We start from the raw sequence: 11,719 nt of genomic DNA, 5'->3' as shown, positions 1-11,719 counted from the left end.
GCTTGGTCCGGTCGGTATCAGGCTGGTTCATGCGCCGTGCATTTCAGACCTCCGCAGCCCTGCTCGCGTCGCTCTTTCTGGGCGGTTGCCTCTCGTCCGGCGCGGCGTTGACGAGCGCCCCGGTAGCGCCGCTGCCGCCCGGCGCGCTGGCGCTGCGCCCCAGCCTGCCCAAGACTGGCAATGTCGCGCTGTCGGGTCGCGCCGAGCAGGGAGCCCTGGCGGCGCAGTATCAGGCCTTGCAGTTTGGGGCGGTCGGGCAGGCCGTGCCCTGGTCGGCCGACGGGTATCGCGGCGAGGTGGTGCCGACGCAGCTCTATCGGATCGGCTCGCAGGATTGTCGCGGTTATACGCATGTGATCACCAAGGGTAGCGCGACGACGCGTCAGGTCGGCACGGCCTGCCGCTCCGGCGCGGAGGGCTGGACGCCCGTCGGCTGATCTTGAGCGCGATGTGAATAGGCATCGGCGGCGGCCCTTGCTAGAGCAGCTATGTCCGCTCGAGTTGCGGCATGGTCCGTCGTTCTTTCGATCGGCGGGGAGGGAAGAGACCCATTGTTCTGGTTTGTCGCCGCCATCATGACCCTGCTCGCGACCGCCGCGACGATCCGCCCGCTTCTACGCACACACGGATCGGCGGTTTCGCCGCGCCCGCTGCATGACGCCGAGGTCTATCGCGCGCAACTCGCCGAACTCGAGGCGGACCTGTCTCGCGGCGCCATCGGCGCTGACGAGGTCACAACAGCACGGGCCGAGATCGCGCGCCGGCTTTTGAAGTCCGAAGAGGCGGTGAAGGCAGCCGCATCGGAAGGCGGAGACCGGAACGGGCGGCTGGCGATCCTCGCCGGGCTCGCGGTGGCCCTGCTGCTGCCGGTCGGCACCTTTCTGTTTTATGATCGGGCCGGCTCGCCTGATATGAGCGACCAGCCTTTGGCCGGCCGCGCACCTCCCGCGCAGCCGTCCGACATCTCCGCCATGATGGCCGCTGTGGAGCGACGCCTGGCCGAGCGGCCGGACGATCTGACGGGCTGGAATGTCGCGGCGCCGGTGTACCTGCGGCTCGGAGACGCGGACAAGGCTGCGACGGCGTATCATAATATTCTGAGGCTGGGGCCGCCGAGCGCTGCCGCGCAGGCCGGCTTGGGCGAGGCTCTGGTGCAGAAGGCCGGCGGCGAGGTGACGCCGGACGCACGCCAAGCCTTCGATGCCGCGCTGGTGCTCGATCCCAACCTTCCCTCCGCTCGATTCTATCTCGCTCTCGGTTTGTCGCAGACGGGGCGATACGCCGAAGCCAAGGACGCGTGGAACGCGCTGATCGATGTCTCGCCGGCGGGCGCGCCCTGGCTCGCGCTGGCGCAGGGCGCATTGAGGGACGCGCAAGCCAAGCTCGACAATCCGCCACCCGGTCCCGATGCCGCCGCCATCGAAGCGGCGGGGCAACTCAGCGATGCCGATCGCCAAGCCATGATCCAGGGCATGGTCGCGCAACTCGCAAGCCGTCTCGATGCTGCGCCCCAAGATGCGGACGGCTGGACGCGGTTGATCCGCTCCTATGCCGTGCTCGGAGACAAGGCGAAGGCCGAGGCGGCTGGTCGCAGGGCGCTCGGCGTCTTTCCTCCCGAAACCGCAGACGGTAAGTTGATTCTCGCTCTTGCCGGGTCGCTCGGCCTCAACCTCTCGGGAGATGCGACGACGCGATGACCCGCAAGCAAAAGCGCCTGACTTCGATTTTCGGCATCCTCTTCGTCGTCGGAGCCGCCTTGGCTCTCGTGCTGACGGCCTTGTCCGACAGCGTCGCCTTCTTCAATTCTCCGACCGATCTTGCCACGCGCCCTCCGGTCGAGGGGCAGCGCATCCGCCTGGGCGGGCTGGTGGAAAGCGGAACGGTGGAGCGGGGCGCCGGTCAGGCCGTGCGCTTTCGCGTGACCGATACGGTTGAAAGCGTGCCCGTGCGCTATTCCGGTCTTCTGCCCGATCTCTTCCGGGAAGGGCAGGGCGTCGTCGCGGAAGGCACGATCGGCCCCGATCATGTCTTCGTGGCGGACACGGTGCTGGCCAAGCATGACGAGACCTATATGCCCAAGGAGGTCGTGGACGACATGAAGGCGCGCGGCCTCTGGAAGGACGGCGCCGTGGTTGCGAGTGAGCGACCCACCGCTCCCAAAGCCGGTGCGCCGGCCTCGACCGGAGCGGGCCTGTGATCGTCGAACTCGGCCATTTCGCGCTGGTCCTGGCTCTCGGGCTGGCGCTGGTGCAGTCCGTCCTACCGCTTCTCGGGAGCCGAACGGGGGATAGTCGGCTGATGGAAACGGGGGGCATCACGTCGCTCGCCTGTTTCGCGCTTTTGGCTTTCGCGTTCGGCGCACTGACCTTCGCCTATGTGACGTCGGACTTCTCGGTTCTGAACGTGGTCGAGAACAGCCATTCCCTGAAGCCCATGCTCTACAAGGTGTCGGGCGTCTGGGGGAATCACGAAGGGTCGATGCTCCTCTGGGTGCTGATCCTGGCCTTTTTCGGAGCCCTGGTCGCCTCGTTCGGCGCGGACCTGCCGGCGAGCCTCAAGGCCAATGTCCTGTCGGTTCAGGCTTGGATTCTAGTGGCCTTCCTTCTGTTCATTCTCCTGACGTCCAACCCCTTCACCCGCGCAGTGCCCGCACCCTTCGAGGGGCAGGATCTCAACCCGATCCTCCAGGACATCGGCCTCGCGATTCATCCGCCGCTGCTCTATCTCGGCTATGTCGGCTTCTCGATCGCCTTTTCCTTCGCGGTCGCCGCCTTGATCGACGGGCGGATCGACGCGGCTTGGGCGCGCTGGGTGCGGCCCTGGACGCTGATCGCCTGGGTCTTCCTGACGGCCGGCATCGCCATGGGCTCCTACTGGGCCTATTACGAACTCGGCTGGGGCGGCTGGTGGTTCTGGGACCCGGTCGAGAACGCCTCCTTCATGCCCTGGCTCTCGGGCACGGCGCTGCTCCATTCGGCGCTGGTTATGGAAAAGCGCTCGGCGCTGAAGGTCTGGACGGTGCTTCTGGCGATCCTGACCTTCTCGCTCTCGCTGCTCGGCACGTTCCTGGTTCGCTCGGGCGTCCTGACCTCGGTTCACGCCTTCGCGGTGGACCCGGAGCGCGGTGTCTTCATCCTCGCCATCCTCTGCATCTTCATCGGCGGCTCGCTGGCGCTCTTCGCCTGGCGGTCGAGCGAGCTCGAAAGCGGCGGGCTGTTCGCGCCGATCTCGCGCGAAGGCGCGCTGGTCTTCAACAACCTCTTCCTGACGACGGCGACGGCGACGGTTCTGACCGGCACGCTCTATCCGCTGGCGCTGGAGGTCACGACCGGCACCAAGATTTCCGTTGGCGCGCCCTTCTTCAACGCCACGTTCGGACCGCTCATGGTGCCGCTTCTCTTTGCGGTTCCCTTCGGCCCGCTGCTCGCGTGGAAGCGCGGAGACCTTTGGGCGGCTGCGCAGCGGCTCTATGTCGCCATCGGCGCTGCTCTGGTCGCCATGGTGATCGTTCTGGCCGTCACGCAGGGGACGCGTATTCTGGCGGCGTTGGGCTTCGGCCTCGCTGTCTGGCTGCTGGTCGGCAGCCTGTGCGATCTCGCCGCGCGCGCTGGCTTACCGAAGGCCGGGCCGCGCCTCGCTCTGCGCCGCCTTGCCGGCCTGCCGCGTTCGGCTTTCGGCACGGCGATCGCCCATTTCGGGCTCGGCGTGACGCTGTTCGGCGTCGTGTCCGTCAGCGCTTTCAGCACCGAGACGATCACCACCATGGCGCCGGGGGACACGCTGACGGCCGGCGGGGCGATCGTGCGCTTCGATGGTCTGAGCCCTCGCGAAGGGCCGAACTATCACGAGGAGGTCGGCCGCTTCACCTTGATCCGCGACGGTGTGCCCGGCAGCGTGATCGAATCCTCCAAGCGTCTTTATCCTGCGCGGCAGATGCCGACGACGGAAGCGGGCATTCACACGCGCGGTTTCAGCCAGATCTATATCGCGCTGGGCGATGCGGCGGCCAACGGCGGAGCGACGGTCGTGCGCGTCTGGTACAAGCCCTTCGTCACGCTGATCTGGCTGGGTGCCGTGGCCATGTCGCTCGGCGGCCTCGTATCCCTCGCGGACCGCCGCCTGCGCGTCGGTGCGCCGGCGCGCCGATCGTCAGCGCGGCCGAAGGCGGCGTGAGCATGAGCGTTTCGCGCTCGAAGGCGTTGATGGTCGCGGCGGTCTTGTCCTGCCTCGCTGCCACATCGGCCCCGGCGGTGCAGCCGGATGAAGTTCTTCCCGACGCTCGAATGGAGGCGCGCGCCCGCGCCCTTTCGGCCGAGCTGCGCTGCATGGTCTGCCAGAACCAGTCCATCGACGATTCCGATGCGCCGCTCGCCAAGGACCTGCGGGTTCTCGTGCGCCAGCGCCTTCTGGCGGGTGACAGCGACGAGAAGGTGCTGGATTATCTCGTGGCGCGCTACGGCCAGTTCGTGCTTCTGCGCCCGCGTTTCGAGCCGCAAACGCTGATCCTCTGGGGAACGCCGGTCCTGCTCTTGCTGGCCGGCGGCACCTTTCTAGTTTTCTCTCGCCGACGTGAAACATCCGGGCCTGCGCCGCTCAGTGCGGCGGAGGAGCGCGCGGTGGCTGAGGCGTTGGACCGGATGGACACCCGCGAGCCGCCGCGCGAAAACGAAAGCTCAGTGAGTCTCCGAGGTTAACAAGCTTTCATGCCTTCGAAAACTTGCCGTAATCTTCGATCCACTAGCTTCCGGGACATAGAAGCAGCGAGCAATGGCCGCTGCCGCCGAGATCGGAACCAGCGAGAGTGTTCATGACCCATACGATCACGACCAAGACGAAGCGCCGCCTGTCCGCCGCCGTGCTGGCTGCCGGTGTCGCCGGCCTCGCCTTCTCGGGCGGCGTCATCGCCAACACCACGCCGTCCTATGCGCAGGCCGTGCAGGTGAATCCGGCGGGCCAGAGCGCGGGTTTCGCCGATGTGGTCGAGAAGGTCTCGCCGGCCGTCGTCTCGGTTCGAGTGAAGGAAAAGATTGAGGACGCGGCCGATCGCGGTGACGCACAGCAGGGCTCGCCTTTCGAGAACCTGCCCGAAGGCCATCCGCTGCGCCGCTTCTTCGAATTCGGCAATCCGAACGGCGGCCCGGGCGCACCCGGCCAGCGTGCGCCGCGCCGCGCGCCGCGCGAAGGCATGGCACAAGGGTCCGGCTTCTTCATCTCGGATGACGGCTATATCGTCACCAACAACCACGTCGTGGAAGGTGGCACGAACTACACGATCGTCCTGAACGACGGCACGGAATATCAGGCCAAGCTCGTCGGCGCGGACAAGCGCACCGATCTGGCGCTGCTGAAGGTCGATGCCCCCAACACCAAGTTCACCTATGTCGGCTGGGCCGATGATTCCAAGGTCCGCGTCGGTGACTGGGTCGTGGCCGTTGGCAACCCGTTCGGCCTCGGCGGTTCGGTCACCTCGGGCATCGTCTCGGCCCGTGGCCGCGACATCGGCGCAGGCCCTTACGACGACTTCCTCCAGATCGACGCGCCGGTGAATCGGGGCAATTCGGGCGGCCCGGCCTTCAACCTTCAGGGGCAGGTGATCGGCATCAACACGGCCATCTTCTCGCCCTCGGGCGGTTCGGTCGGCATTGGCTTCGCCATTCCCGCCTCCACGGCGCAGTCGGTGATCCAGTCGCTGCGTGAAAACGGCAACGTGCAGCGCGGCTGGCTCGGCGTGCAGATCGCGCCGGTGACGAAGGATATCGCCGAGGCGCTGGGACTTGCCAACACGCATGGCGCCATCGTCACCCTGCCGGATAACGAGACGCCCGCCACCAAGGCCGGCATCCGCACCGGCGACGTGATCACCGCCGTCAACGGCGAGACGGTCGCTAGCCCCCGCGAACTGGCCCGCCGCGTGGCCGAGTTCAAGCCGGGCGCATCGATCGACGTGACCGTCTGGCGCGACAATGCCGCCAAGCAGATCAAGGTTCAGCTCGGCAATCTCGCCTCGTTGGATGAAGCCTCCAACACGTCGGGCTCGAGCGGTGTGCCGGTGAACCCGTCCTCGCTGCGCGGCTATGGCCTGACGCTGACCCCGTCCGACGACGGGCAGGGCGTGGTGGTCACCGAAGTCGATCCCGACTCCGAGGCGGCCTCGCGCGGTGTATCGGCCGGCGACACGATCGTCGCCGTGAACGGAACGCAGGTGAAGTCGCAGCGCGACGTCGAAACCGCGATCAAGAGCGCCTCGACCAGCGGCCGCAAGGCGGCTCTCTTCCAGCTGCGCAATGGCGACCAGAACCGCTTCGTCGCCCTGCCGATCTCCGGCAGCTGAGCCGGTGAGGGGAGGCGCTGACCTCCCCTCCCATGCTGTCGGGGCGGCGCTTTCGAACGAGGCGCCGCCCTTTTTTGTTGAATCGCACGATCCTGACGGAGGGGACAGATGACGCTGCCGGCGCTTTCGCCTACATCCGATGCCATGCGCATCCTCTTGATCGAAGACGACAACGAAGCCGCCTCCTATCTTCAGAAGGCTTTCCGGGAATCGGGCCATGTGCCCGATCACGCGGCCGATGGGGAAACGGGCCTGCATATGGCCGAGACCCAGGCCTACGACGTTCTGGTCGTGGATCGGATGCTGCCGCAGCGGGACGGGCTTTCGGTGATCTCGGCCCTGCGCGACAAGGGCAACATGACGCCGGCGCTGATCCTCTCGGCGTTGGGCCAGGTGGACGATCGCGTCACGGGCCTGCGCGCGGGCGGCGACGATTATCTTTCCAAACCCTATGCCTTTTCCGAGCTTTTGGCGCGGGTCGAGGTGCTGGGTCGTCGCCGGGCGACCAAGGATGTGGAAACGGCCTACAAGGTCGGCGACCTCGAACTCGACCGGCTGTCCCATGAGGTGAAGCGCGGCGGCAAGACGATCATCCTCCAGCCGCGCGAGTTTCGTCTGCTCGAATATCTCATGAAACATGCGGGGCAGGTGGTGACGCGCACCATGCTCCTGGAGAATGTTTGGGACTACCATTTCGACCCGCAGACCAACGTGATCGACGTTCATATTTCGCGCCTTCGCTCCAAGATCGAGCGCGACGTCGGAGAGCCTTTGCTGCATACGGTGCGCGGCTCCGGCTATATCCTGCGGCCGGGGCAGGGGTGAGCGCAGCCCAGCCACGTATCGGCCAGCCCATGCGAACCATGACCCGCATCCGTGACCTCTGGCGGGTCACGGCCTTCCGCCTTTCGGCGATCTACCTCTGCCTCTTCGCGGTTTTTGCCGCCATTCTGCTTTTTTACGTCACGGGTTCGGCGGCTTCGATCCTTCAGACGCAGAACCGCGACACGATCAACGAAGAGATCGACGAACTCGGGCGGATCTATCAGAATTCCGGTTTGGTCGGTCTGGTGCGCAGCATCGATCGGCGGTCGCGCCAGCCCGGCGCGTCGCTCTATCTGATGACGGATGCCACGGGCCGCATCCTGGCCGGCAACGTCGAAAGCCTGGAAGCGGGCGTGCTGGACGATCCCGGCTTCGTCGGCCATGCCTTTCGCTATGCGCGCTTCACCGAAGACCCGGATGATCGCTACCATTCCGCCATCGCGCAGGTCATCCAACTGCCCAACGGGCTTCGGGTTCTGGTCGGCCGCGACCAGACCGAACTCGACCGCATTCGCCTCGTGGTGCGCAACGCCCTGATCCTGGCGCTCGGGCTGATGAGTGTCGGCGCGCTGATCGCCTGGTTCCTCGTAGGGCGCTCGGCGCTGCACCGGCTCGACAATATGTCAGTCTCTACCGCCCGCATCATGGCGGGCGATCTGAACGAGCGTCTGCCGGTGGCCGGAACGGGCGACGAGTTCGACCGCCTCTCAGAAAACCTCAACGTGCTTCTGGCCCGCATCTCCCATCTGCAGGAAGGGCTGCGGCAGGTCTCCGACAATATTGCCCATGATCTGAAGACGCCGCTGACGCGTCTTCGCAACCGCGTGGAATCGGCTCTTGGCGGGGCGCACACCGCGTCCGAACCCGAACTGCGCGGTGCGTTGGAGGGCGTGATGGCGGAGGCGGACGGCATGATCCGCACATTTGACGCGCTGTTGATGATCAGCCGCGTCGAGGCGGGTTCGCATCCGGCCTTGAAAACGCAGGTCGACATTGCCGCCATCGTGCGCGACGTGACGGAACTCTACGAGCCTTCGGCAGAGGACGAGGGCGGGGCGCTGGAGGTCGAAGCGCCGGACAGCCTCATGGCCGAGGTCAGCCGCGAGCTGATTGCCCAAGCCCTGTCCAATCTCATCGACAATGCCTTGAAATACGGTCTGCCGGCTGAAGGGGTCCTGCGCATCCGGGTGGAGCTGACGACCGAGGACCGAAGCTTCTCCTTATCGGTGGCCGACAATGGCGCGGGCATTCCGGCGGACAAACGGGCCCGTGTGCTGGAGCGATTCTATCGGCTGGATGAAAGCCGCACCAAGCCCGGATCGGGTCTCGGTCTCTCGCTGGTCCAGGCCATCGCCGGCATTCATGGCGGAACGATGATGTTGGACGATGCCGCGCCAGGGCTTATCGTTCGGCTGCACATACCGATTGAGGGAGGACAGATTGCCGACGAGGGATGACGGAAAGCTCGCGCCGCGCTTCCAAGGCGCGCTTTCCCTGGTGCCTTTGTCCGTGGACAAGGCGCACTCCTGCCTCGGCGATCTCAAGGCGGCAGCTGATGCCGAGGGGCTGGAGCGCTTGTCGGCATGGCTATCGGCCGCTGCGCCGGACAAAAACCGCCAGCGTCTGGGCGCGGCGCTGTCCCTGTCGCCGCATCTGGAAGGGCTGGCTCTGCGATCTCCGCGCTGGCTGGAGCAACTGTTCGACGAGGAGCCGAAGGCTCGAATCGCGGCGTTGATCGCCTCGCTGCAAGCCCCACTCCCGGATGACGCGACCGAAGCCGGCCTGATGGCGGAGCTGCGTCAGGTGCGTAACGAAGCCTCGTTCCTGATCGCGCTGGACGATCTCTTCGGCGCGGCGACGCCGCTGGAGACGACGCGCCACCTGTCGCAACTGGCCGAAGCGGCCGTCGCGCGCGCCTTGCGCTTTTGCCTTTCCGATCTCCATCGTCGCGGCAGTCTTCGCCTGCCGAACCCGGCCCGGCCAGAAGAGGGCTCGGGGCTTTTCGTGCTCGGCATGGGCAAGCTCGGCGGCGAAGAGCTGAACTATTCCAGCGACATCGACCTGATCGTCTTGTTCGAGCCGGAAGCCGAAGCCGTGCTCGATCCGCCCGAAAGCGTCGAGCTGTTCTCGCGCCTCGCGCGCCGCCTCGTGAAGATGATCGGCGAGCGTACCAGGGACGGCTACGTCTTCCGCACCGATCTTCGCCTTCGCCCCGACCCGTCCGCCATGCCGCTGGCCGTGCCCGTGCCGACCGCTCTGGTTTACTATGAAGGCTCGGGTCGCGATTGGGAGCGCGCGGCCATGATCAAGGCGCGGCCCATCGCGGGCGACGCGGCGGCGGCCAGCGCCTTCATGCGGGATATTGCGCCCTTCGTCTGGCGGCGCTATCTCGATTTCGTCGCCATCGGCGACATCCACGCCATGAAGATGCGGATCGACCGCCATCGCGGCTTCGAAAGCATTCTGGTTGCCGGGCAGAACGTGAAGCTCGGGCGCGGCGGCATCCGCGAGATCGAATTCTTCGCACAGGCCCAGCAATTGATCGCGGGCGGGCGCAACCCGGCCCTGCGCTTGCGCCGCACCGACGAAGCCTTGGCCCGTCTGGGGCAGGAGGGCTGGATCGAAGGCACGACCGCCGAAGAGCTGACGGAAGCCTACTGGTTCCTGCGCCGCGTCGAACACGCGATCCAGATGGTGGCGGACGAGCAGAGCCACACGCTGCCCGAAACGACTGAAGAGCTCACGCGCATCGCCAAGCTCTGTAATTTCGAAACGCTGGAGGCTTTCTCGCAGGCGCTGACCCGCCGCCTTGAAACCGTCGAGGCGCGGTTCTCGTCGCTCTTCGCCGATCATGCGCCCGCTCGCTCGCAGGAAGGGGCGACGGCGCTCCTCAGCGATGCCGAAGACGAAGCGGCACTCCACTGGCTCAGCCAGCTCGGCTATCGCCGACCGGCCGATGTCGGGCGCATCGTGCAGGGCTGGGGCGCCGGGCGCTACCGCGCGACGCGCTCGGAAGCGGCGCGCGAACAGTTGGTGCGTGTTCTGCCCTCGCTGCTCGAAGCCTTCGGCAAGGGGCAGGACCCCGATAACGCGCTGGCCGGGTTCGATCGGTTCCTGCAAGGCCTGCCGTCCGGCCTTCAGTTCTTCTCGCTGATCGCGTCCAATCCCCGCCTTCTGGAGCTTCTGGCACTGGCGATCACCGCCGCGCCGCGTCTGGCCGATACGATCTCGCTGCGCCCGCATGTTTTCGACGCCTTGCTGGATCCGGCCTTCTACCGGGAGATCCCGACGCGCGAACTCCTGCGCCAGCGGCTGTCGGCCTTTCTGCGCGATGCCCAGTTCCTGGAAGAGCGTTTGGCGCGGCTGCGCATCTTTGCCTCCGAACAGCGCTTTCTCGTCGGCATTCGCCTGTTGGCCGGCGCGATCGAAGGCGAGGCGGCGGGGGCCGCCTTCACGGCTTTGGCCGATGTCGTTCTCGAAGTCTTGGTGGAGGCGGTGGAGGCGGAGTTCCGCCGCGCCCATGGACGCGTGCCGGGCGGGCGTCTCGTGGTGCTGGGACTCGGCCGGCTCGGCAGCGGCGAGCTGACCGCGAGTTCCGATGTCGATCTCATGCTGCTGTATGACCATGATCCAGCGGCCGAGACCTCGGACGGCGACAGGCCTCTGCCGGTCTCGACCTATTATACGCGCCTCACGCAGCGTCTCATCGCGGCGCTGACCTCGCCCATGGCCGATGGCGTGCTCTACGAAGTCGATTTCCGTCTGCGCCCTTCCGGCAACAAGGGCCCGCTCGCAACCCACATCGACGCCTTCCGCAAGTATCAGCGCGAAGCCTGGACTTGGGAGCGCATGGCGCTGACGCGCTCGCGCGTTCTGTCCGGTGAGACCGATTTCGCGGGTGAAATCCGCCAAGCCATCCGCGAGGCGATCGAGAGCCACGCCCAGGATCCGCTTCTACGCTACGACGTGGCCGATATGCGCGCGCGGCTGGATATGCAGAAGCCACCCCGCGGCACGCTCGATCTCAAGCGGCTGGCTGGCGGTCTGACCGACCTCGAATTCATTGCCCAATGGGCGATCCTCACCGGCACCGTGCCGCTCGACCTGATCGGCCAGCCGACGGAACAAGTTCTGCGTGAACTGGCCCGGCGTCTTCCCGATCATGCGGATGCCGATGGTTTGCCGGCCGCGATGGCGGATTTTACGCGCATCGTGCAATTGGTCCGGCTTGGCCCCGGCACGGCCTTCAACGTGTCCGATCTGCCGGCTGGCCTGGCCGACCGGCTGGCGCGCTCGCTCGATTTGGCCGACCAAAGCGGGATCGAGCCCCATATCGCCGATCTGGCGGAGCGGGTACGAGCCGCGTTCTCTGCGTTGATCCCCTTCGAAGGGGTGGGGGACGACAAGCTGCCACGCAGCTGAAACGGAGCGCGCCGGGCTCGCAAATTCGCCGGAGGATCCGCTCGGGTTGCAACCGAGCGCGCCTTCGCTTCGGTCGAATGATCAGAAGCAAGGCGCTGGAGCTTTCCAGCAGGCTCCGACGCGGACGCACGCCACCATAGG

The 11,719-nt window shown here is 66.4% G+C and carries 9 protein-coding genes; all 9 read left to right on the top strand.

Features of this window, described 5'->3' with window-relative positions; all coding sequences use genetic code 11:
- Nucleotides 1-29: 29 nt before the first annotated feature.
- Complete coding sequence (locus NS365_RS12960; RefSeq protein WP_058636485.1) at nucleotides 30-437, top strand: hypothetical protein; 408 nt, start codon at nucleotides 30-32, stop codon at nucleotides 435-437.
- 114 nt (nucleotides 438-551) lie between these two features.
- A complete protein-coding gene (gene ccmI, locus NS365_RS12955) occupies nucleotides 552-1,697 on the top strand; it encodes a c-type cytochrome biogenesis protein CcmI (protein ID WP_058600707.1) in 1,146 nt (381 codons plus the stop codon).
- Nucleotides 1,694-2,197, top strand: a complete 504-nt coding sequence (ccmE, locus tag NS365_RS12950) for a cytochrome c maturation protein CcmE (protein ID WP_058600706.1) — start codon at nucleotides 1,694-1,696, stop codon at nucleotides 2,195-2,197. The genes ccmI and ccmE overlap by 4 nt, the downstream gene beginning before the upstream one ends.
- Nucleotides 2,194-4,173: a heme lyase CcmF/NrfE family subunit gene (locus tag NS365_RS12945; protein ID WP_058600705.1), complete on the top strand. Its 1,980-nt coding sequence runs from the start codon at nucleotides 2,194-2,196 to the stop codon at nucleotides 4,171-4,173. Before ccmE ends, NS365_RS12945 begins: the two co-directional genes overlap by 4 nt.
- 2 nt (nucleotides 4,174-4,175) lie before the next feature.
- Nucleotides 4,176-4,694 carry a cytochrome c-type biogenesis protein gene (locus tag NS365_RS12940; RefSeq protein ID WP_058600704.1) on the top strand — a complete coding sequence of 173 codons (519 nt, stop codon included), beginning with the start codon at nucleotides 4,176-4,178 and terminating at the stop codon, nucleotides 4,692-4,694.
- Nucleotides 4,695-4,807: 113 nt separating this feature from the next.
- Nucleotides 4,808-6,331, top strand: a complete 1,524-nt coding sequence (locus NS365_RS12935) for a Do family serine endopeptidase (RefSeq protein WP_058600703.1) — start codon at nucleotides 4,808-4,810, stop codon at nucleotides 6,329-6,331.
- A gap of 108 nt (nucleotides 6,332-6,439) precedes the next feature.
- Complete coding sequence (locus tag NS365_RS12930) at nucleotides 6,440-7,156, top strand: response regulator transcription factor (RefSeq protein WP_058600702.1); 717 nt, start codon at nucleotides 6,440-6,442, stop codon at nucleotides 7,154-7,156.
- Nucleotides 7,157-7,194: 38 nt separating this feature from the next.
- A complete protein-coding gene (locus NS365_RS12925; RefSeq protein ID WP_058600701.1) occupies nucleotides 7,195-8,613 on the top strand; it encodes a sensor histidine kinase in 1,419 nt (472 codons plus the stop codon).
- On the top strand, nucleotides 8,597-11,578 hold the full coding sequence (locus tag NS365_RS12920) for a bifunctional [glutamine synthetase] adenylyltransferase/[glutamine synthetase]-adenylyl-L-tyrosine phosphorylase (protein ID WP_058600700.1): 2,982 nt from the start codon (nucleotides 8,597-8,599) through the stop codon (nucleotides 11,576-11,578). The genes NS365_RS12925 and NS365_RS12920 overlap by 17 nt, the downstream gene beginning before the upstream one ends.
- Nucleotides 11,579-11,719 lie beyond the last annotated feature (141 nt).

Origin of the sequence: Aureimonas ureilytica (genome assembly GCF_001475935.1) — a bacterium.
GTDB lineage: Bacteria > Pseudomonadota > Alphaproteobacteria > Rhizobiales > Rhizobiaceae > Aureimonas > Aureimonas ureilytica_A.
Note: the sequence above shows the minus strand (reverse complement) of the source record. Positions and strands in the feature narration are given on the sequence as shown.

What these genes read in the sequence shown, in the direction of transcription:
- NS365_RS12960 (WP_058636485.1), top strand. Translation starts at nt 30, where the DNA reads ATGCGCCGTGCATTTCAGACCTCCGCAGCCCTGCTCGCGTCGCTCTTT.
- ccmE (WP_058600706.1), top strand. Translation starts at nt 1,694, where the DNA reads ATGACCCGCAAGCAAAAGCGCCTGACTTCGATTTTCGGCATCCTCTTC.
- NS365_RS12940 (WP_058600704.1), top strand. Translation starts at nt 4,176, where the DNA reads ATGAGCGTTTCGCGCTCGAAGGCGTTGATGGTCGCGGCGGTCTTGTCC.
- NS365_RS12935 (WP_058600703.1), top strand. Translation starts at nt 4,808, where the DNA reads ATGACCCATACGATCACGACCAAGACGAAGCGCCGCCTGTCCGCCGCC.
- NS365_RS12930 (WP_058600702.1), top strand. Translation starts at nt 6,440, where the DNA reads ATGACGCTGCCGGCGCTTTCGCCTACATCCGATGCCATGCGCATCCTC.
- NS365_RS12925 (WP_058600701.1), top strand. Translation starts at nt 7,195, where the DNA reads ATGACCCGCATCCGTGACCTCTGGCGGGTCACGGCCTTCCGCCTTTCG.